The following is a 21440-nucleotide window of genomic DNA, read 5'->3' on the forward strand; positions in this document are numbered from 1 at the left end:
GTCAGGCCCCGGGGATGCGCCGAAGGGAGTCGAGCACCTGCGGGATGATCTGGTACACGTTCCCGCAGCCCAGGGTGACCACCACGTCGCCCTCCCGCGCGATGCGCGCGGTGTAGTCGGCCGCCTCCTGCCATTCCGGCACGTAGTGCACGTGCGCCGGATCGGCGAAGGCGCCGCTGACCAGCGCGCCGGTCACGCCGGGCACCGGGTCCTCGCGGGCGCCGTACACGTCGAGCATGACGGTGTGGTCGGCGCACTCCTCGAGCACCTCCGCGAACTCGCGGTACATGTGCTGGGTGCGCGAGTAGGTGTGCGGCTGCTGGATCGCGATCAGGCGCCCCTCCCCGGTGAGCCCGCGCAGCGCCTGCAGCGCGGCGCGCACCTCGGTGGGGTGGTGCGAGTAGTCGTCGTACACACGCACGCCGCGCTCCTCGCCGTGCAGCTCGAGGCGGCGGACCGTGCCGGCGAAGCCCTCCACGGCGCGGACCGCGTCGGGGAGCCCGTGACCGAGGGTGAGCAGCACGGCGACGACACCGGTGGCGTTGACCGCGTTGTGCGCGCCGGGGACGGCGAGCTGCATCCGCACGGACTCGCCGCGGTGCGTGAGCGTGGCGGCGGCGGCGCCCGCGGTGGCGACGTCGGTGAGCCGGACGTCGGCGTCCTCCGCCTGGCCGAACGTCACCACGGCGCGGTGGCTGAGGCCCGCGCGCACGCGCTGCGCGCCCGGGTCGTCGCTGGAGATGACGACCGCTTCAGAGGCCTCGTTCCCGAAACGCACGAACGCGTCGTAGAAGGCGTCCTCGGAGGCGTAGAAGTCGAGGTGGTCGGGGTCGACGTTGGTGATCAGCGCGACCGCGGTGTCGTAGAGCAGGAACGTGCCATCGGACTCGTCCGCCTCGATCACGAACAGCTCGTCGGATCCGGTGGCGCTGGAGGTGCCCAGCTGCTCGATCACCCCGCCGTTCACGAAGCTGGGGTCGGCGCCGAGCGCCTGCAGGGCGGTCACCAGCATCCCGGTCGAGGTGGTCTTGCCGTGCGCGCCGGCCACGGCGACCAGGCGACGCCCTCCGATCAGCCAGTGCAGCGCCTGCGAGCGGTGGATGACGTGCAGGCCGCGCTCCTTGGCGGTGACGAACTCAGGGTTCTCCGGCCAGATGGCGCCGGTGTGCACGACGGTGTCGGCATCGCCGAGGTGGGCCGCGTCGTGGCCCACGTGCACGGTCGCGCCGGCTTCGGCGAGGGCGCGCAGATTGTCGCTGTCGGCACGGTCCGAACCCGACACGCGGATGCCCGCATCGAGGAACATCCGCGCGAGACCGCTCATGCCCGAACCGCCGATGCCGATGAAGTGCGCGGCGGTGATGTGCTCGGGGATGGGGAGGGTGAGGTCGGGTCTGATCATGGCTGGTTCAGTCTACGTCGCGATCTCGGGGCGCCGAGCGAGCACGCCGCGGGCGCCCGGGGTCGGTGCGTCTCTCGTCGCGCCGCTCGCTCAACGACCGGAGGCGGCGAGGGCTCGGTCGACGAGGGCGACGACGTTCTCGGTGCCGGTGCGGGTGCCCACCCGGGCGGCCGCGGCGGCCATGGCGTCCAGCCGCTCCCGGTCCTGCAGCAGCGGGATCACCTGCGAGCGCACGGTGTCGCCGTCGAAGCCCGCGTCGTCGATGAGAATGGCGGCACCGGCGGCGACCGCCGAGGCGGCGTTCAGCCGCTGCTCGCCGTTGCCCACCGCGTACGGCACGTACACCGCCGGGATGCCGAGGGCGCTGACCTCGCTGACGGTCGCGGATCCGGCCCGGGAGACGATGGCATCCGCCAGCGCGAACGCGAGGTCCATCCGGTCCACGTAGCGCCGCAGCGCGTAGCCCGGCGCCCCCGGGTCGGCGAGGTCGCTGCGCTCCCCGGTGACGTGAAGCAGCTGCCATCCGGCCGCGAGCACGTCGCGCCACGCGTCGGCGAAGGCCTCGTTCAGACGCTGCGCTCCCAGCGACCCGCCGAAGACGAGGAGGACGGGCCGGTCCGGGTGGAGCCCGAACGCCGCGGCCGCCTCGGGGCGGGCGGCGCGACGGTCGAGGTCGACGACCTCGCGGCGCAGCGGCATCCCGACGACCTCGGCCTTGCGGATCGGCGTCCCCTCGAAGGCCACACCGACGGCGGCCGCCCAGCGCGCGCCGAGCACGTTCGCCAGGCCAGGCCGCGCGTTCGCCTCGTGCACCACGAACGGGATGCGCTCACGCGCCGCCGCGATGTAGGCCGGCGCCGAGGCGTAGCCGCCGAAACCGACGACGACGTCCACCCCGCGCTCCCGGATGTACCGGCGCACCTGCGCCACCGCGCGCCGGAACCGGAGCGGGAAACCCAGCGCGGCGCGGTTCGGACGGCGCGGGAACGGCAGCCTCTCGATCGTCAGCAGCTCGTATCCGCGGGCCGGCACGAGACGCGCCTCCAGCCCCTCCCGGGTGCCCAGCACGAGCACGGACGCGCCCTCGCGCTCGCGCAGCACGTCGGCGACGGCGAGCAGCGGATTGACATGGCCGGCGGTGCCCCCGCCGGCGAGGAGGTAGGTGGTCACCCCGCGACCCTACCCCGTCCGCCCGCGGGGATCGTGCGGGCGAAGGCGAGCATCACGCCGCACGCGATCAGCACCGCCAGCAGCGCCGTGCCGCCCTGCGACATGAACGGCAGCGGCACGCCGAGCACCGGGAACACCCGCAGCACGACGCCGATGTTGATCAGCGCCTGCCCGATCACCCACACCACGATCCCGCCGGTGGCGACGCGGGCGAACGGGTCGTCGGTCTTGCGGATGATGTGGAAGGCGCCCACCGCGAAGCATCCGAACAGGGCGAGCACGAGCACGCACCCGATGAGCCCGAGCTCCTCGCCGATGATCGCGAAGATGTAGTCGTTCGCGGCGGCGGGCAGCCAGCCGTACTTCTCCTGGGAGTTGCCGAGCCCGACGCCGAAGACGCCGCCGTTGGCCATGCCCCAGATGCCGTGGATCGGCTGATAGCAGTCGGTCGCGTACAGCGACATGTCGTCGCAGGCGGCGAGGATGCGCCGCATCCGGTCGGGGCTGGCGACCGCGAGGAACGCGACGGCGGCGATGCCGAGCAGCACCGGGATGATGAACAGCCGCAGCTTCACGCCCGCGAAGAACAGGCAGCCGAGGACGACGAGGATGAGCACCATCGCGGTGCCGAGGTCCTTGCCCGCGATCACCGTGCCGATCGCGAGCAGCGAGACCGGCACGACCGGGATGAACACGTGGTGCCAGATGCCGAGCCGGGTCTGCTTGCGCAGCAGCACGAACGCGGCCCAGAGCGCCAGCGCGAGCTTGAGGAACTCGGAGGGCTGCAGCGTGAACCCGAACAGGCCGATCCAGTTCCGGTTGCCGCCGGACTCGATGCCGAGCCCCGGGACGAACACGAGCAGCTGCAGCATCACCGCGCCGATCAGCGCCGGCCACGCGAGCCGCTTCAACACCGCGATCGGGATGCGGCTGACGAGGAACATCAGCGGGATGCCGAGCAGCGCGAACATGCCCTGCTTGAGCGCGCCCTCGAACGGCGCGGTCGCGTTGGCGCTGGTGGCGGAGAGCACCATCACCAGGCCGAAGACGGTGAGCATCAGCGCCGTGGACGCGATCAGCACGAACTCGGTCGACACCGGCGTGAACAGCCGCCCGAGCGACACCCGGGCGGCGAGCCCGGCGCCGTCAGGGCGAGGCGGGCGAGCCGTCTGCGTCATCCGCACTCCCCCGCTCGATCCACTGCCGCACCGCCTCGGCGAAGCGGCGTCCACGGTCCGCGTAGCTGTGGAACTGATCGAAGGATGCCGCGGCGGGGGCCAGGAGGACCGTGCCCTCGTCACCGGCGATCCCCGTCGCGAGCTCCACGACACGGGCCATGACATCTCCAGTGTCGCCAGCGTCGACCTCGTACACCGGCACGTGCGGCGCGTGTCGCCGGAATGCCGTGAGCACCGGCTCCCGGTCCACGCCGATCACGATCGCGGCACGCGCCGTGCCGCCGGGATCCGCGACCACCTCGGACAGGTCCACGCCCTTCAGATCGCCGCCGACCACCCAGACCGCGCCCGGGTAGGCGCGCAGCGAGGACGCCGCCGCGTGCGGGTTGGTCGCCTTCGAGTCGTCGATCCAGCGGATGCCGCGGTGCTCGGCCACCAGCTCGATGCGGTGCGCGTCCAGGCGGAAGCCGGCGAGGGCACGGTGGATGGCCTCCGGCGCGACGTCGAAGGAGCGCGCCAGCGCGGAGGCGGCGAGGATGTTCTGCACGATGTGCGGCGCCGACAGCCCGGCACGGCGGAGCTCCTCGAGGGTGGTGAGCTCGATGGCGCGGTGCCGGCGGTCGTCGAGGAAGGCGCGGTCGACGAGGATGCCGTCCACGATGCCGACCTCGCTGGGGCCGGGGCTGCCGAGATCGAAGCCGATGGCGCGGGCGCCCTCGACGACATCGGCCTCCTCCACCATGCGCATGGTCGCGGCATCCGCCTTGTTGTACACGCACGCGACGCGCGTGTTGCGGTACACCACGGCCTTCGCGTCGCGATACGCCTGCGCGCTGCCGTGCCAGACCAGGTGGTCGTCGGCGAGGTTGAGGCAGACGGATGCGTACGGCACGAGCTCGCCGGCCGGGCTGGACTGCCCGATGTACCAGAGCTGGTGGCTGGACAGCTCGACGACGAGGACGTCGAAGCCGGAGGGGTCGCGGACCGCGTCCAGGACGGGAACGCCGATGTTGCCGCACGGTGCGACCCGCAGCCCGCCCTCGGACATCAGGGTCGCGGTGAGCTGGGTGGTCGTCGTCTTGCCGTTCGTGCCGGTGATGAGCATCCACTCGGCGGGCGTGCCGTCCGGGCGGACGACCTTGTCGCGCACGCGCCAGGCGAGCTCGACGTCGCCCCAGAGCGCGATCCCGGCATCCTGCGTCCAGCGGATGACCGGGTGCGAGGGCGGGAACCCCGGCGAGGCGATGACCACCTCGGGGTCGAACGCGCGCAGCGCCTGCGGCACTTCGTCGAGGGCGCCGAGCTCGAGCCGTGCTCCGATCACCGGGACGAGCCGCTCGTACTCATCGCTCGCGGACTCCGAGAGCACGAGCACCTCGGCGCCGAGCTCGGTGAGCGTGTCGGCGACGGAGAAGCCGGTGACGGACAGGCCGAGCACGGCCACCCGCAGGCCGGACCAGTCGGCGTGCCACGAGGTGAGCCGGTCCAGACGGTCGGCGCTCATGCGTGGATCAGGATCAGCCAGTCGACGTAGAACAGCCCGACCGCGGAGACGGCGAGCAGGCCCGCGATGATCCACAGTCGGACGACGATGGTGACCTCCGGCCAGCCGCGCATCTCGAGGTGGTGGTGGAACGGGCTCATCAGGAACAGCCGCTTGCCGCGGGTGACCTTGAAGTACAGCCGCTGCAGGATCACCGAGCCGGAGGAGATCACGAAGATGCCGGCGATGACGAACAGGAGCAGCTCGGTGCGGGTGAGGATCGCCATCGCGGTGATGACGCCGCCGATGGCCATGGAGCCGACGTCGCCCATGAACACCTTCGCCTTCGGCGCGTTCCACCACAGGAACCCGACCAGGCCACCGGCGAAGGCGGCGGCGACGGTGGCGAGGTTGAGCGGTTCGCGCACCTCGTAGCATCCGGCGATGGAGGCGCCGATGCAGGACTGCTTGAACTGCCAGAACGCGATCAGGCTGTACGCGCCGACGACGAACACGCCGGCGCCGGCGGCGAGGCCGTCCAGGCCGTCGGTCAGGTTCACGCTGTTGGAGGTGGCCACGCCGATCACGGAGATCCAGATCAGGTAGAGCACCCAGCCCAGGATCGGGCCGCCGATGAGCATGAGGTCGAGCCACGGGATGTCGCGGAACAGCGACACGTGGCTGGATGCCGGGTACTGCCCCCACCGGTTGGGGAAGTTCAGCGCGACCACGCCGAACGGGATGATCACCAGCAGCTGGCCGATGATCTTGCGCCATCCGGAGAGGCCGAGGCTGCGCTGGCTGCGCACTTTCATGTAGTCGTCGATGAAGCCGACGACCCCGAAGCCGAGCATGAGCCAGAGCACGAGGATCGCGGACAGCGCCGGCGTGCTGCCGCCGACGAAGACGCCCACGAGGTAGCCGACGATGGTGCCGAGAATGAAGATGAGGCCGCCCATGGTGGGGGTGCCGCGCTTGGCGCCGTGGCTCGGGTTGGCGATGTCCTCAGGGGTGCGGATCACCTGCCCCCAGCCGAGCCTGCGGAACAGCTTCAGGAAGACGGGGGTCAGAAAGAGCGAGAAGGCGAGGGAGATCGCCGTCGCCATAAGCAGAGACCTCACGAGAACAATTCTCCCAGACGATCGCCGAGGTGCCGGAGCCCGACGGAGTTGGAGGACTTCACCAGCACCCGGTCGCCGTCGCGCAGCTCGGCCCGGAGGTACTCGAATGCTGCGTCCTGGTCGGGCAGGTGGACGGCCTCGCCGTCCCAGGAGCCCTCGCCGACGGCGGCGAGGTAGAGGCGGCGGGCCTCGGGGCCCACGACGACGATCCGCTGGATGTTCAGGCGCACCGCGAGCAGCCCGATCCGGTCGTGCTCCTCCCCGGCGGCGTCCCCCAGCTCGCTCATCGCGCCGAGCACGGCGACCGTGCGCTCCCCCGGCCCGGTGATCTGGGCGAGGGTGCGCAGCGCCGCCGCCATGGAGTCCGGGCTGGCGTTGTAGGCGTCGTTGATGATGCGCACCCGGTCGTTGCCCATCGGCTGCATCCGCCAGCGTTCGGCCAGCTCGACCGTCTCCAGGCGCGCGATGGCATCCGCGGCGGGGACGCCGAGCACCCCGGCCGCGGCGATCGCCGCAAGGGCGTTCGCCACATGATGGGCGCCGAGCACCTGCAACCGCAGCGGCAGGCGCTCGCCCGCCGTCTCGACGACGCAGGACGTGCCGGATGCCGTCACCTCGATGTCGCGGGCGCGCACGTCGGCGGCGGGTCCCTGCCCGAATCCGACGACGGTCATGCCCCGCTCCTCGGCGATCGCGCGCATGGCGGCGACGCGGGGGTCGTCCAGGTTGAGCACGGCCGTGCCGCCCGGGCGGGCGGACCGCACGAGCTCGGACTTCGCCTTCGCGGTCAGCTCGATGCCGCCGAACCCGCCGGCGTGCGCCAGGCCGACCATGAGCACCACGGCGACATCGGGCTCGACCAGGCCGGCGAGGCGGGCGATGCTGCCGGGGCCGGCGGCGCCGAACTCGCTGACCAGGAAGCGCGTCGTGGGCGTCACCCGCAGCATCGTCAGCGGGGCGCCGACCTCGTTGTTGTAGGACTTGATCGGTGCGACGGTCTCTCCCTCGTCCTGCAGGATGCGGGCGAGGAAGTTCTTGGTCGTGGTCTTGCCGTTGGATCCGGTGATGCCGACGATCCGCAGGTCGCCCTGCGCGCGGACCCGCGCGACGACGGCCCGGGCGAGGTCGGCGAGGGCGGCGACGGCATCCGGCACGACGATCTGCGACACGTCGGCGTCGACGGGGCGCTCGACGACCGCGAGGACCGCGCCGGCGGCGGCCGCTTCGGGGACGAACCGGTGGCCGTCGGTGGTCTCCCCCGGCTTGGCGACGAAGATCGCGCCGGGGACCATCGTGCGGGAATCGGTGTCGACGGGACCGTCGACCACCGTCTCAGGGGTGTCTCCGGCCGTGGGGCGCAGCTCACCGCCGAGGATGGCGGCGATCTCGGCGAGCGACAGGGCGATCATCGTGTCTCCATGCGCGGCGGAGGGCCGGCTCAATCGAATTTGGGAAGCGGTTCGTCCATCGGCTGCGAGGACGGGGCGATCCGGTAGGTCTTCAGCACCTGGGTCATCGCCTTCTGGAAGGCCGACGCGGTCGCCGCGGAAGACCTCAGCCTAGTCGGCTCGTCCATGCTCACCACGACGATGTACTTCGGATCCTCGATCGGCGCCATGCCGACCATGCTGGTGTAGTACACCCCGGCCTTGTATCCGCCGTTGCCGTCGGTCTTCTGCGCGGTGCCGGTCTTCAGCCCGACCCGGTACCCCGGGATCTGCACCTGCTCGTTCAGACCGCCCTGGACGGCCACGTTCTCCAGCATCCGCCGCAGCTGAGCCGCGGTGTCGGCGGAGACGACCCGCTCGCGACCGGGATCGGCGGCCTCCGTGACGGTTCCGTCGGCACCGGTGCACGACTCGACGAGGGACAGGTCGATCTTCTCGCCGTCATTGGCGAGAGCCTGGTACGCGCCGGCGAGCTGCGCCATCGTGATCGTGTAGGCGCCCTGCCCGAAGGTGCTGGTGTAGAGGGTCTGGTTGTCCCAGCGGAGCGGGTCGGTGAGCATCCCCTCCTCCTCGAAGGGGAAGCCGACCGCGGTGGGCCGGCCGACCCCGAACCGCTCCAGGTACTCGCCGCGCACCTCGGGCGCCACCATGGTGCCGAACTTGGACATCGACACGTTGGACGAGTCGATGAGCGCCCCGGCCAGCGTGTACTGAGAGACGCCGTGGCGGAAGGGGTCGTTGATGACCGCGCCGTTCGGGAAGACCTCGCGGTCGGCGGCCGACACCGTCGACAGCGGCGTGGCGGCGCCCTGGTCGATGAGAGCGGCGGCCGTGATCGCCTTGAACGTCGAACCGGGCTCGTACGCGTCGGAGAAAATCTGCGACCTCCAGTGCGCCGGGTCGACCGCCTCGATGTCGTTCGGGTCGACCGCGGGGTACTCCGCGGCGGCGCGGATCTTGCCGGTCTCCGCCTCGACGACGGTGACGGTCGCGCCCTTCGCGCCCTGCAGCTGCGCCTCCTCGGCGATCATCTGCTGCAGGTACCAGTTCAGGTCGCTGTCGATCGTGAGCTTCACCGTGCCGCCGTCGACCGCGGGCGTGACGCGCTCGCTTCCAGGGATGATCACCCCGTCCTTGCCGCGAAGGAACGACCGCTCGCCGTTGGTGGGCGCCAGGCATTCGGCCTCGAGGCGCTCGACGCCGTACTGCGCCTCGCCCTCCCCGTTCAGGAAGCCGATCATGTTCCCCGCGACCGCGCCGTTCGGGTACACCCGCACCGAGCGGGGCGGCATGTGCAGGTAGGGCAGGCCGAGCTCGCGCAGATCGAGGTACTGCTGCGTGGACAGGCCGCGGGCCAGCTGCACCCAGCGCGACTGCGGGTTGGCGACGAGCGCGTCCGCGACGAGCGCGCGCACCTCGTCGCCGCTCTTGCCGATGACGTCGGCGATCCGGTCGCTGGCCTCGGCCCAGGGCAGGTCCGGCCGATGCTCCTCGTCCTCCTCGAGCTGCGTGATCACCAGCGGGTCGAGCTCGGCGTCGTAGACGAATGCGCTCGAGGCCAGCACGGTCCCCTTCTCGTCGACGATGTCGCCGCGCGCGCCGGCGATCGTCTGGGTCGAGCCGAGCTGGCCGACGCTGAGGGAGTCGGCCACGTGCTCATCGGCACGGACCACCTGGATGTCGACGAGGCGGACGATGAAGGCGGACAGCACGGCGAGGATGACGGCGAGGGCGGCGACGGTGCGGCGGCGGGGGCCGCGCGTTGCTCGTGTCGTCATGCTGCGGTCTCCGTCCGGGTGATGGCTAGCGGGTCGTGGGGGTGGGCAGTCCGTCGCTGAGGGCGGGCGGGGCGATCGGGCCCTGCACGTCCTGGGCCGTCGAGTCGGCGATCTCCCCGGAGCCCACCAGCGCCCCTTCGGGCGCCAGCAGCGCGTTGCCCACCGCACTGGGCCCGTTCGGGTTCACGGTGGACCGGCCGTCGGCGCTCTGGCTCGCCCCCAGTATCACACCGTCGCTGAGGCGCAGGTAGGAGGCGGAGCCGGCGACGACGAGACCCAGGGCATCCGCCTTGCTGGCCAGCGACTGCGGCGAGCTGAGCGCGACGATCTCCTCACTGAGGGCCTGCTTCTCCAGGGTCAGCGCGCGCTGCTGCGCGGTGAGCTCGGCGAGCACGAACGAGTCCTGCGTGGCGGCGAGGGACAGGCCCATCTGCGCCGCCCCGATCGCGAGCGCGCCGCCGACGGCGAGCAGGGCGTAGGCGAGCTTCGGCCGCCGGCGGCGGTCGGGCTCGGGGACGGCCTGCAGTCGGCGGACCGGGGCCGCGATCGGCTCCGTCCGCGGCTGCGCGCGCAGCGCCTGGAGGCTCATGGCTTCTCCCTCAGCTTCTCGGCGGCGCGCAGCCGCACCGGGATGGCGCGCGGGTTGCGGGCGCGCTCTTCGTCGCTCGCCTGCTCGGCGCCCTTGGTCAGGGTGCGGAACCGGGGGGCGTGCTCGGGCAGCTCGACCGGGAGCCCGGCGGGCGCGGTCGAGGCGGATGCCGCGGCGAAGGCCTGCTTGACGAGCCGGTCCTCGAGCGACTGGTAGGACATCACCGCGATGCGACCGCCCACGGCGAGGGCGTCCATCGCGGCCGGGATCGCGTCGGCGAGGACGCTGAGCTCGGCGTTGACCTCGATGCGCAGCGCCTGGAAGACGCGCTTGGCGGGGTGGCCGGCCCGTTGCGCGGCGGCCGGGGTGGCTGCCACGAGCAGGTCGACCAGCTCGCCCGACCGGGTGATGGGCTTCTCGGTGCGGGCCTGGACGATGAACCGGGCGTACCGTGCCGCGAGCTTCTCCTCGCCGTAGCGTTCGAAGATGCGGCGCAGCTGCCCCTCGCTGTACTCGGCGAGCACCTGCGCGGCGGTCATCCCGCGGGTCTGGTCCATCCGCATGTCGAGCGGGGCGTCCTTGGCGTACGCGAAGCCGCGCTCGGCCTCGTCCAGCTGCAGCGAGGAGACGCCGAGGTCGAAGAGGATCGCCGAGGCGCCCTGCGCGTGCAGGCCGATCTCGTCGTACACGGCGTGCACGAGAGCGATGCGGTCGGCGAAGGGCGACAGCCGCTCCCCCGCGATGCGCAGCGCGTCCGTGTCGCGGTCCAGGCCGATGAGGCGGATGCCGGGGAAGCGCTCCAGGAACGCCTCGGCGTGGCCGCCCATGCCGAGTGTGGCGTCGACGAGGACGGCGCCGTCGCGGTTCAGGGCGGGGCCGAGCAGCTCGATGCAGCGCTCGAGGAGGACCGGGGTGTGGATGTCGCGGAGGTTCATCTCTCTTCCGGGGACCTCCGGCTCTGATTCCTCTCCGCTCGACCCGGCACCGGGGAAGTGTGTCGGGGCGGAGCGGCGAGGCATCACAGCCGTGGTCAGAACAAGCCCGGGATCACCTCCTCCTCCAGCTCGGCATAGGTCTCTTCGTTGCTCTCCAGGTACGCGTTCCAGGCCGCGGCATCCCAGATCTCGGCGTGGGCGCCGACTCCGGTGACCACCAGCTCCTTCTCCAGCCCCGCGTACTGCCGGAGGTGGGCGGGGATGGTGATCCGGTTCTGGCTGTCCGGCATCTCGGCGCTCGCGCCGGAGAGGAACAGCCGCAGGAAGTCACGGGCCTGCTTGTTGCTCAGGGGCGCCTGCCGGATCCGTTCGTGCACGGCCTCGAACTCGGCCGTGCTGAACACATACAGGCAGCGCTCCTGACCTCGAGTGACGACGATGCCGCCGGCCAGGTCCTCACGGAACTTCGCGGGGAGGATGACACGCCCTTTGTCGTCGAGTTTCGGCGTGTGCGTCCCCAGCAACATCGGCCATCACCCCCTCTGTGCTCCGGCCTGACTCGAGGTGCACCCCACTTTACTCCACTTCCCTCCACTTTCCTACGGTCGCGCGCCACTTTCTGGAGCCGGATCGCGCCCCGGACGCAGAGAACCCCCGTGATTCCGCGGAATCACGGGGGTGGAGCGCACTGGAGGCGCAGTGGAGGGCGGGTGGAGGGGGCGGGGAGGAGGACCGCAGGCGACGCTTGCGGAGGATCCCGACCCCTCCGGAAACGACGAAACCCGGATGCTCAGCATCCGGGTCTTCGTGACGGGGTGGGCTCAGCGCTCCTCTTGGCGCCGATCCCAGCGGTCGTTCAGCCGGTCCATGAACGAGCCCGAGCCCTTCGGCTTCGGGCCGCGCCCGCGGGACGGATCGGATCCCGAGGCACCGGACGCGGAGCGCCGCACCGGGGTGAAGGCGAGCATGACGCCCGCCAGCATCGCGAGGAAGGCCAGCACGCCGACGACGATGCTGGCGACGGGTCCCAGCCGGCCGCCGAGGGCGACCGCCGCGATGAGTCCGCCGATGCCTGCGAGCAGCAGAAGGGCGCCGTAGACGAGGTTCCGGTAGCTCAGCGCACGGTCCCCGGATGGCGCGCTCACGACATCGGCATCGTTCTGGAGGAGATGGCGTTCCATCTCGTCGAGCAGACGCTGCTCCTGTTCGGAAAGAGGCATGTCCGTCCCCCTCGGGTCAGTCCTTCCAGTCTACGCTCGTTCGGAAGCAGCGGCTAGCCGGAGAGCCCCTGGATACCTGCATCTAGGCTGGGAATCGTGCCCTCCTCTCCGGTCATCGACGCGGTCTCCGCGCACCTCGCCGCCTTCGTCTCCGACGTGCGTGCGGACGGTGCCCAGTACGGTCCGGATGCGGCCCTGTTCATGGAGTCCGCCGCCGCGACGCTCGAGGGCGGCAAGCGGCTCCGCGCCCGCTTCTGCCACAGCGGATGGGCGGCCGTCGCCCGCGCCCGCTCCGCCGAGGCGACCGAACCGGCGGCGCTGTGGGATCTGGCCGCATCCCTGGAGGTCTTCCAGTCCGCGGCGCTGGTGCACGACGACCTGATCGACAACTCCGACACCCGCCGGGGCCGGCCCGCCACGCACCGGGCGCTGGAGTCCGCGCACCGGCGGGAGGGCTGGGACGGCGACGCCGAGTCCTTCGGGCGCGCCTCCGCGGTCCTGCTCGGCGATCTGCTGGTGGCCTGGAGCGACGATCTGATGGAGCAGGCGATCTCGGGGCATCCGCAGGCCGCCGCGGTGCGGGCGGAGTACGCGCGGATGCGCCGGGACGTCACGGTCGGGCAGATGCTGGACATCGCCGAGGAGTCGGCGTGGAGCGCGCACACCGACGAGATGCACCTGGAGCGCGCGCTGCGGGTGGCCTCCCTGAAGTCGGCGCGCTACAGCGTGGAGCAGCCGCTCCTGCTCGGCGCCGCGCTGGCAGAGGCGGATGCCGGGCAGCGCGACGCGCTGCGCGCCTTCGGGCATCCGATCGGGATGGCCTTCCAGCTGCGCGACGACGTGCTCGGAGTGTTCGGCGACGAGGCGCTCACCGGGAAGCCGGCCGGGGACGATCTGCGCGAGGGCAAGCGCACCGTGCTGGTGGCGCTCACCCGGCAGCGGCTCTCCGGCGCGGACCGGGCCGCCCTGGACGCCGCGCTCGGAAATCCCGGGCTCGACCCGGCACAGGTGGAGCGGATGCAGGACGCCATCCGCTCCAGCGGAGCGCTCCAGCGCGTCGAGGCGATGATCGCCGACTACGTCGCCGCTGCGGATGCCGCCCTGGACGATGCCGCACGGGAGGGCGTCGCACTCGAGGCATCCGCTCTCGAGGAGCTGCGGCGGCTCGCCCACGCCGCGACCACGCGGACGTCCTGACCACGCGGATGTCGCTACGAGGGGCTCAGGCGAGGGTCCGGGCGACCCGGCGTACCTCGCTCTTGTGCCCCGCGAGCAGCGCCGCGATCGGCGTGCGGCCGAGGGTGTCCTCCTCGGCGAGGAGCCAATCGATCACCTCGTCGTCGTCGAAGCCGGCGTCGTGCAGCGCGATGATCGTGCCGCGCAGGGACGGCAGCGGGCCGTCGTCGACGAGGAAGATGGCGGGCACGGCGAGCGGGCCGTGACGGCGGGATCCGACGAGGTAGTGCTCGTCGAGCAGGCGGCGGACACGTCCGGGGGTGACACCCAGCGCCTCCGCGACCTCGGGGACGGTGAGCCACTGCACGGCGTCGCTGTCGGACACGGGATCGTTCTCGGAAACAGGGTCGTTCTCAGAAACAAAGTCGTTCTCAGGAACAGGGTCGTTCTCAGGCACGAGCCCACTATCTCACCTCCGCGCGCGCCGCTCATCCCGGGCCGACGGCGTCGTCACCACGCATCCGTCACATCAGTCACACGCGTCACTCCTGTTGACAACTGTTTACAGCCGTGCCAGCGTGTCGTGAGTGAGAAGCAAGGGGGAATCCGTGATACTTCGCCACCGGACCATCCGCGAGCACGGTCTGCGGGTCGGGCTGCCGGCCGCCGTGATCGGCACGCTCGCCGCGACCCTGACCGCCGCGCCGGCGGGGGCCGAGACCGGGCCGCTCGCGGTGCCCGCGGCGTCGCTGCCGCGCCCGGCGCAGCACCCGTCCCCCGCGACCGCCGCCCTCCCGCACCACGCCGCTCGCCTGGCGCCGACCTCGGCGGCGCCCGCCTCGTACACCGTCGCCCCCGGCGACACGGTGTACGGGATCGCTCGCGCCCACGGCACGTCGGTCGCCGCGATCATCGCCGCCAACGGCCTCGGCCCCGACGCGATCATCTACCCGGGCCAGCAGCTCCGCATCGGCGGGGCCGCTCCCGTCCCCGTCGCCGCGTCGACCCCCGCGCCGGCGGCCGCCCCCGCACCGGCCACGCCCGCCGACACGCACACCGTCGTCGCGGGCGACACGCTGTTCGGGATCGCCGCGAAGCACGGCACCACGGTGGCGACCCTCCTGGCCGCCAACGGACTCGGCGAGGGCGCGATCATCTACCCGGGCCAGACGCTGCGACTCACTCCCCCGCCGAACGCGCAGCGCTTCGCGACCCTCGATGCGGAGCAGGCGGCCAACGCCTCGCTGATCATCCGCATCGGCCGGGAGCTCGGCGTGCCCGACCGCGGCATCGCGATCGCCCTCGCCACGGCGATGGTGGAATCGTCGCTGCGGAACCTCGACTACGGCGACCGCGACTCGCTGGGCCTGTTCCAGCAGCGGCCCAGCCAGGGCTGGGGCACGCCCGAGCAGATCCTGGACGCCGACCGCAGCACCCGCGTGTTCTACGGCGGCTCCGGCGACCCGAACGGCCACGCCTCGCGCGGCCTGCGCGATCTCAGCGGCTGGCACGAGATGGGCTTCAGCGAGGCGGCACAGGCCGTGCAGATCTCCGCCTACCCGGACCGCTACGGACAGTGGGAGCAGCAGGCGCACCAGTGGCTGGCCGGTCTCAGCTGAACCCGGGCATCCGTCACCGGATCGAAACCTTGCAGCGGTGAGCCGTTGCCGGGGCTCACAGGCGCTTGTTCATAGACTCTCCCTGTGACGACCAATCAGCAGGCCGACCCCCTCATCGGGCGGCTTGTCGACGGCCGTTACCGGGTGCGAGCGCGCATCGCCCGCGGCGGCATGGCCACCGTGTATGTCGCCACCGACATGCGTCTCGAGCGCCGCATCGCCCTGAAGGTCATGCACGCGCACCTCAGCGATGACTCGGCGTTCCAAAGCCGGTTCATCCAGGAGGCCCGCGCCGCGGCCCGCCTCGCCGACCCGCACGTCGTGAACGTCTTCGACCAGGGTCAGGACGGCGAGCTCGCGTACCTGGTGATGGAGTACCTGCCCGGCATCACGCTGCGCGAACTGCTCAAGGAGCAGAAGCGTCTCACGGTCACGCAGACCATCACGATCATGGACGCCGTGCTGGCCGGGCTCGCCGCCGCGCACCGCGCCGGCATCGTGCACCGCGACGTGAAGCCGGAGAACGTGCTGCTTGCCGAGGACGGCCGCATCAAGATCGGCGACTTCGGGCTCGCCCGCGCGACCACGGCGAACACCGCCACCGGTCAGCAGCTGCTCGGCACGATCGCGTACCTCGCGCCCGAGCTCGTCACCCGCGGCACGGCGGATGCCCGCAGCGACATCTACGCGCTGGGCATCATGCTGTACGAGATGCTCGTCGGGGAGCAGCCGTACAAGGGCGAGCAGCCCATGCAGATCGCGTTCCAGCACGCCACCGAGCAGGTGCCGCGCCCCAGCATCCGCAATCCCGGGGTGCCGGAGGCCCTCGACGAGCTCGTGCTGTGGGCGACCGAGAAGTCCCCCGACGAGCGCCCCTCGGATGCGCAGGAGATGCTCGACCGGCTGCGCGAGATCGAGCGCGAGATCGGCGTGACGCCGGTGGTGACGACCACCACGGCGCACGGCGGCGGCGGTCTCGACTCGGGCGCGGTCACCACCGTGCTCCCCGGGGCCACGGCGGTGATCGGGCGGCAGACCGGCGAGGCACCTCTCGCCGACGCGGACAACGCCACGCTGCTGCGCCGGCGCACCGCACGGCGCCGGGCGCGCGGTGCGTTCCTGCTCTCGCTCGTGCTGCTGCTGGCGGTGCTCGCCGGCGGCGTGGGCTGGTGGTTCGGCTCCGGGCCGGGATCGCTGGTGGCGGTTCCGGCGGTCGCCGGGATGACCTACGAGGAGGCGGCGGCCGCGCTGGAGGAGGACGGGTTCATCCCGGCGCGCGCGGAGGAGAACTCCGTCGAGGTGCCGGCCGGGATCGCGATCCGCTCGCAGCCCGGCGAGGGGGAGCGCCTCGACCAGGGCGCGGAGGTCACGGTGGTGGTCTCGGCCGGACCTGCCGCGCACACCGTCGAGCCGCTGAACGGGAAGACCGAGACGGAGGCGCGGGAGTACCTGGCGAGCCTGAACGTCACCGTGGCCGAGGAGTCGCTGCGGATGTTCTCGCGCGCGGACCGCGACACCGTGATCAACGCGTTCGTCACGCCGCGCGCGGGCGGGGAGGCGTACGGATGCGGCGAGGGGTGCGACCTGTTCGAGGCCGACAGCGTGGAGCTGTACGTCTCGGTGGGCGCGTTCCCCGATGTGTCCGGGATGTCGGTGGAGGAGGCGACGCGCACGCTCACCGAGCACGATCTGCAGGTATCGTCGGAGCCGCAGTACGCCTTCAGCGACGAGCTCGACAAGGGCATCGTGATCGGCGTCGCGGACCGCGCCGAGGAGGGCAACTGGCGTCTCGGCGACACGGTGACCCTCATCGTGTCCAAGGGCCCGGAGCTCTTCCCGGTGCCCGACGTGACCGGTCAGACGCTCGCGCAGGCGAAGGCCGAGCTCGAGGAGCACGGCTTCACGGCGACCTACGCCGCCTGGGGCGACCTGCCTGGATTCGCCGATCTCGCCCAGGTCACCGCGCAGGACCCGGGCTCGGATGCCTCCCTCCCCCGCGGCGGCACCGTGAAGCTGACCATCCAGCTCAGCGGCTGACCCAGCACAGCGCGACCGAGACGAAACGCCCCCCGAACGGATGCCACGCTTCCGGTCGTTGAGCGAGGACGCGCGCAGCGCGACCGAGACGAAACGCCCCGCCCCGGATGCTGAGCGCGTCAAAGCATCCGCACCCCACGACCGGTCACCGACCGACCGGCGCAACAGTGCGTTTCGTCTCGCTCCGCCTCCGGCGGTGCTCGCTCAACGACCGGAAGGGGACTACCTAGCGCTTCTCGAGCTCCTCCGCGACGAGGAAGGCGAGCTCGAGGCTCTGCATGTGGTTCAGGCGCGGGTCGCACAGGCTCTCGTAGCGCGTCGCCAGGCCGGCCTCGTCGATCTGCTCGGAGCCGCCCAGACACTCGGTGACGTCGTCACCGGTGAGCTCGACGTGGATGCCGCCCGGGTACGTGCCCACGGCGCGGTGGGCCTCGAAGAAGCCGCGCACCTCGTCGATGACATCGTCGAACCGCCGGGTCTTGTACCCCGTCGGCGTGGTGATGCCGTTGCCGTGCATCGGGTCGGTGACCCACAGCGGGTTGGCACCCGAGTCCTTCACGGCCTCGAGCAGCGGCGGCAGCGCGTCGCGGATCTTGCCGGCGCCCATGCGGGTGATGAAGGTGAGCCGGCCGGGCTCGCGCTCGGGATCGAGCTTGTCGATGAGGGCGAGCGCGGTCTCCGGCGTGGTGGTCGGGCCCAGCTTGACCCCGATCGGGTTCCGGATGCGGGAGAAGTAGTCCACGTGCGCACCGTCGAGGTCGCGCGTGCGCTCCCCGATCCAGAGGAAGTGCGCGGAGGTGTTGTAGGGCGTGTTGGTGCGCGAGTCGATCCGGGTCATCGGGCGCTCGTAGTCCATCAGCAGACCCTCGTGCCCGGTGTAGAACTCGACGCGCTTGAGCTCGTCGAAGTCGGCGCCCGCGGCCTCCATGAACTGGATGGCGCGGTCGATCTCGGCGGCCATGCGCTCGTAGCGCTGGTTGGCCGGGTTCTGCGCGAAGCCCTTGTTCCACGAGTGCACCTCGCGGAGGTCGGCGAAGCCGCCCTGGGTGAACGCGCGGATGAGGTTCAGGGTGGATGCCGCGGTGTGGTAGCCCTGCAGCAGGCGCGAAGGGTCGGCCTGCCGGGACTGCTCGGTGAAGTCGTAGCCGTTGACGATGTCGCCGCGGTAGGCCGGCAGCGTGACGTCGCCGCGGGTCTCGGTGGCGCTGGAGCGCGGCTTGGCGAACTGCCCGGCCATGCGCCCCATCTTCACCACGGGCATCGAGGCGCCGTAGGTGAGCACGACCGCCATCTGCAGCACCGTCTTGATGCGGTTGCGGATCTGGTCGGCGGTGGCGCCGGCGAAGGTCTCGGCGCAGTCGCCGCCCTGCAGCAGGAACGCCTTCCCTGATGCCGCGCGGGCCAGCCGGTCGCGGAGGTGGTCCACCTCACCGGCGAACACCAGCGGGGGCAGCGCCGCGATCTGCGCGGAGATCTCGGAGACGCGCTCGGCGTCGGGCCACTGGGGCTGCTGCTTGATGGGGAGGGATCGCCACGCGTCGAGGTCAGGGTGCGAGGGAAGCATCCTCTCAGCTTAGTGCGGGTCCGGAGGTGCCGATCGCGCTGTGACGCCCGTTCGGAGGCGGCTCAGCGGCGCCTGCCCGCGCGCACCGGGAGGCGATCCTTCACCGTCGACGCGTACACGTCCTCGTACTCCTGCGCGCCGAGGCGCTGCAGCGCCACCATGATCTCGTCGGTGACCGAGCGGAGGATGTACCGGTCGTTCTCCATGCCGGCGTAGCGCGAGAAGTCGAGCGGCTCCCCGATCACCACGCCGACGCGCATCACCTTCGGGATGCGCTGCCCGATCGGCATCGCCGTGTCGGTGTCGACCATGATCACCGGGATCACCGGCACGTGCGCCTCCAGCGCCATGCGTGCGATGCCGGTGCGTCCGCGGTACAGCTTGCCGTCCGGGCTGCGCGTCCCCTCCGGGTAGATCCCGAGCAGGTGGCCGCGGCCCAGGACCTGCAGGCCGGTGTTGAGAGAGGCCTCGGATGCCTTGCCGCCGGAGCGGTCGATGGGCAGCTGGCCCGTCGCCTTCATGAAGAAGCGGGTCGCCCAGCCCTTCAGTCCGCGGCCGGTGAAGTAGTCGCTCTTCGCGAGGAACGACATCGGGCGATCGATCATGAGCGGAAGGAAGATCGAGTCCGAGAAGGACAGATGATTGCTGGCAAGGATGGCGGCCCCGGTCGCGGGCACGTTCTCACGACCCACGATCCAGGGGCGGAAGACCGCCTTGATCAGGGGCCCGAGCACGATGTACTTCATCAGCCAGTAGAACATCGCCTTGCAGTCTAGCGCCGCGGATGCCTGCGCGACCCAGTTCCACATTCTGTGCGACTGAATCCCATGGCCTAGACTCAGTGCATAGCCGCCCGTCCGGTACCGAAGGAGCTGCCGTGGTCCAGTTCGAAGTCCCCGCGATCGTCCCTGCCGACCCCGAGGCCAACATCACCGATCTGCTCGAGAAGCGCGTCGAGTCCACGCCGGACCGTGCCCTGTTCGCCGTGCCGGAGGGCGACGGCTGGCGCGACATCAGCGCCGCGGACTTCCGCACCGCCGTGGTCGCCCTGGCGAAGGGATTCGTCGCGGCCGGCGTGCAGCCCGGCGACAAGATCGGCTTCCTCGCCCGCACCACCTACGAGTGGACGCTGGTCGACTTCGCGCTGTTCTACGCCGGCGCGGTCATGGTCCCGATCTACGAGACCAGCTCCCCGGCGCAGATCCAGTGGATCCTCGAGGACTCCGGTGCGGTCGGCCTCATCGTCGAGTCCGCCGACCACTACGCGCGGGTGGACGAGGTGCGCGGCGACCTCCCCCTGATCCGCGAGGTGTGGCAGCTGCACCTCGGCATGATCGACACCCTCACCGCACGCGGAGCGGAGGTGGAGGATGCCGAGATCGAGCGGCGCCGCAGCCTCGCCGTCGGTTCGGACATCGCGACGCTCATCTACACGTCCGGCTCGACCGGGCGCCCCAAGGGGTGTGTGCTCACGCACAGCAACTTCGTGGAGCTGACCCGCAACGCCGCCAAGGCTCTGGACGCCGTCGTGGCGACGCCGGGCGCCTCGACGCTGCTGTTCATCACCACCGCGCACGTGTTCGCCCGCTTCATCTCGATCCTCAACGTGCACGCCGGCGTGCGCACCGGGCACCAGCCCGACACCAAGCAGCTGCTCCCGGCGCTCGGCAGCTTCAAACCGACGTTCCTGCTCGCCGTCCCGCGCGTGTTCGAGAAGGTGTACAACTCCGCGGAGCAGAAGGCCGAGGCGGCCGGCAAGGGCAAGATCTTCCGCGCCGCGGCCGCCGTCGCGGTGGAGCACTCCCAGCTGCGCGAGGAGGGGAAGAAGATCCCCCTCGGCCTGAAGCTGAAGTTCGCCCTGTTCGACAAGCTCGTGTACGCCAAGCTGCGCCACGCGATGGGCGGCAACGTCGTGTACGCGGTGTCGGGCTCGGCTCCCCTCGGACCGCGGCTCGGTCACTTCTTCCACAGCCTCGGCGTGGTGATCCTCGAGGGCTACGGCCTCACCGAGACCACGGCGCCGGCCACCGTCAACCTCGCCGACAAGTCGAAGATCGGCACGGTCGGCCCGGCGCTGCCGGGCGTCGGCATCCGTCTCGCCGAGGACGGCGAGATCGAGGTGCGCGGCATCAACGTCTTCAAGGAGTACTGGAAGAACCCGGAGGCCACCGAGGCCGCCTTCCACGACGGCTGGTTCCGCACCGGCGACATCGGCAGCATCGACACCGAAGGGTTCCTCACCATCACCGGGCGGAAGAAGGAGATCATCGTCACCGCCGGCGGCAAGAACGTCGCCCCGGCCGCGCTGGAGGACCCGATCCGCTCCAACCCCATCGTCGGCCAGGTCGTGGTCGTCGGCGACCAGCGCCCGTTCATCTCCGCGCTGATCACCCTCGACCCGGAGATGCTGCCGACCTGGCTGGCTAACAACGGGCTGCCGGCAGACATGCCGCTCGCCGAGGCCGCGAAGAACGAGACCGTGCGGGCCGAGGTGCAGCGAGCCGTGGACCACGCGAACAAGGCCGTCTCGCGCGCGGAGTCGATCCGGAAGTTCACCATCCTGCCGATCGAATGGACCGAGGCCAGCGGACACCTCACCCCGAAGATGTCGATCAAGCGGAACGTGATCCTCAGCGACTTCGCCGACGAGATCGACCGCATCTACGACGAGCCGGTGCAGACCACCAACGTCTCCCTCGGCTGACGCTCGCTCAACGACC

The 21440-nt window shown here is 71.2% G+C and carries 18 protein-coding genes; 4 read left to right on the forward strand and 14 right to left on the reverse strand.

What is annotated here, in order from left to right:
* Nucleotide 1: 1 nt before the first annotated feature.
* The 11 genes from murC to JSY13_RS07920 all read right to left on the reverse strand — a co-directional run bounded on the left by murC (nt 2) and on the right by JSY13_RS07920 (nt 12324).
* Nucleotides 2-1402, reverse strand: a complete 1401-nt coding sequence (gene murC, locus JSY13_RS07870; protein WP_259606177.1) for a UDP-N-acetylmuramate--L-alanine ligase — start codon at nt 1400-1402, stop codon at nt 2-4.
* A gap of 90 nt (nt 1403-1492) precedes the next feature.
* Complete coding sequence (locus JSY13_RS07875) at nt 1493-2572, reverse strand: UDP-N-acetylglucosamine--N-acetylmuramyl-(pentapeptide) pyrophosphoryl-undecaprenol N-acetylglucosamine transferase (RefSeq protein WP_259606178.1); 1080 nt, start codon at nt 2570-2572, stop codon at nt 1493-1495.
* Nucleotides 2569-3750: a putative lipid II flippase FtsW gene (gene ftsW / locus JSY13_RS07880; RefSeq protein WP_259606179.1), complete on the reverse strand. Its 1182-nt coding sequence runs from the start codon at nt 3748-3750 to the stop codon at nt 2569-2571. Before ftsW ends, JSY13_RS07875 begins: the two co-directional genes overlap by 4 nt.
* Nucleotides 3719-5254 carry a UDP-N-acetylmuramoyl-L-alanine--D-glutamate ligase gene (murD, locus tag JSY13_RS07885; protein ID WP_259606180.1) on the reverse strand — a complete coding sequence of 512 codons (1536 nt, stop codon included), beginning with the start codon at nt 5252-5254 and terminating at the stop codon, nt 3719-3721. The genes ftsW and murD overlap by 32 nt, the downstream gene beginning before the upstream one ends.
* Nucleotides 5251-6354, reverse strand: coding sequence for a phospho-N-acetylmuramoyl-pentapeptide-transferase (gene mraY, locus JSY13_RS07890; protein ID WP_259606181.1), 1104 nt, complete (start codon nt 6352-6354; stop codon nt 5251-5253). The genes murD and mraY overlap by 4 nt, the downstream gene beginning before the upstream one ends.
* Nucleotides 6351-7763: a UDP-N-acetylmuramoyl-tripeptide--D-alanyl-D-alanine ligase gene (locus JSY13_RS07895; protein WP_259606182.1), complete on the reverse strand. Its 1413-nt coding sequence runs from the start codon at nt 7761-7763 to the stop codon at nt 6351-6353. The genes mraY and JSY13_RS07895 overlap by 4 nt, the downstream gene beginning before the upstream one ends.
* Nucleotides 7764-7792: 29 nt before the next feature.
* Nucleotides 7793-9580, reverse strand: coding sequence for a peptidoglycan D,D-transpeptidase FtsI family protein (locus JSY13_RS07900; RefSeq protein WP_259606183.1), 1788 nt, complete (start codon nt 9578-9580; stop codon nt 7793-7795).
* 25 nt (nt 9581-9605) lie between these two features.
* Nucleotides 9606-10169: a cell division protein FtsL gene (gene ftsL / locus JSY13_RS07905; protein WP_259606184.1), complete on the reverse strand. Its 564-nt coding sequence runs from the start codon at nt 10167-10169 to the stop codon at nt 9606-9608.
* Nucleotides 10166-11104 carry a 16S rRNA (cytosine(1402)-N(4))-methyltransferase RsmH gene (gene rsmH / locus JSY13_RS07910; protein ID WP_259606185.1) on the reverse strand — a complete coding sequence of 313 codons (939 nt, stop codon included), beginning with the start codon at nt 11102-11104 and terminating at the stop codon, nt 10166-10168. The genes ftsL and rsmH overlap by 4 nt, the downstream gene beginning before the upstream one ends.
* A gap of 95 nt (nt 11105-11199) precedes the next feature.
* Nucleotides 11200-11631, reverse strand: a complete 432-nt coding sequence (mraZ, locus tag JSY13_RS07915; protein WP_259606186.1) for a division/cell wall cluster transcriptional repressor MraZ — start codon at nt 11629-11631, stop codon at nt 11200-11202.
* A 294-nt stretch (nt 11632-11925) separates the two neighbouring features.
* Nucleotides 11926-12324, reverse strand: coding sequence for a DUF3040 domain-containing protein (locus JSY13_RS07920; RefSeq protein WP_259606187.1), 399 nt, complete (start codon nt 12322-12324; stop codon nt 11926-11928).
* A gap of 93 nt (nt 12325-12417) precedes the next feature.
* Here JSY13_RS07920 and JSY13_RS07925 point away from each other — a divergent pair, with 93 nt between their 5' ends.
* Complete coding sequence (locus tag JSY13_RS07925) at nt 12418-13521, forward strand: polyprenyl synthetase family protein (RefSeq protein ID WP_259608162.1); 1104 nt, start codon at nt 12418-12420, stop codon at nt 13519-13521.
* Between the two features lie 25 nt (nt 13522-13546).
* Here the strand turns inward: JSY13_RS07925 and JSY13_RS07930 are convergent, their stop codons facing one another.
* Nucleotides 13547-13885 carry an Rv2175c family DNA-binding protein gene (locus JSY13_RS07930; protein ID WP_259606188.1) on the reverse strand — a complete coding sequence of 113 codons (339 nt, stop codon included), beginning with the start codon at nt 13883-13885 and terminating at the stop codon, nt 13547-13549.
* A gap of 223 nt (nt 13886-14108) precedes the next feature.
* Here JSY13_RS07930 and JSY13_RS07935 point away from each other — a divergent pair, with 223 nt between their 5' ends.
* Both JSY13_RS07935 and pknB read left to right on the forward strand, forming a co-directional pair.
* Nucleotides 14109-15119, forward strand: a complete 1011-nt coding sequence (locus JSY13_RS07935) for a LysM peptidoglycan-binding domain-containing protein (RefSeq protein ID WP_259606189.1) — start codon at nt 14109-14111, stop codon at nt 15117-15119.
* Between the two features lie 84 nt (nt 15120-15203).
* The gene (gene pknB / locus JSY13_RS07940) at nt 15204-17156 is read left to right on the forward strand and encodes a Stk1 family PASTA domain-containing Ser/Thr kinase (RefSeq protein WP_259606190.1); all 1953 of its coding nucleotides are present in this window, start codon (nt 15204-15206) and stop codon (nt 17154-17156) included.
* Between the two features lie 226 nt (nt 17157-17382).
* On the opposite strand, the gene JSY13_RS07945 is transcribed toward pknB, so the two are convergent.
* Both JSY13_RS07945 and JSY13_RS07950 read right to left on the reverse strand, forming a co-directional pair.
* On the reverse strand, nt 17383-18720 hold the full coding sequence (locus JSY13_RS07945; RefSeq protein WP_259606191.1) for a class II 3-deoxy-7-phosphoheptulonate synthase: 1338 nt from the start codon (nt 18718-18720) through the stop codon (nt 17383-17385).
* A 62-nt stretch (nt 18721-18782) separates the two neighbouring features.
* Nucleotides 18783-19481 (reverse strand): lysophospholipid acyltransferase family protein, encoded by a 699-nt coding sequence (locus tag JSY13_RS07950; RefSeq protein ID WP_259608163.1) that lies wholly within the window; start codon nt 19479-19481, stop codon nt 18783-18785.
* Nucleotides 19482-19597: 116 nt separating this feature from the next.
* Between JSY13_RS07950 and JSY13_RS07955 the strand changes: the two genes are divergently transcribed.
* A complete protein-coding gene (locus tag JSY13_RS07955; protein WP_259606192.1) occupies nt 19598-21424 on the forward strand; it encodes an AMP-dependent synthetase/ligase in 1827 nt (608 codons plus the stop codon).
* The last annotated feature ends 16 nt before the right edge of the window (nt 21425-21440 follow it).

The sequence above is a fragment of the Microbacterium neungamense genome, from assembly GCF_024971095.1.
In the GTDB taxonomy this organism is placed as follows: Bacteria; Actinomycetota; Actinomycetes; order Actinomycetales; family Microbacteriaceae; genus Microbacterium; species Microbacterium neungamense.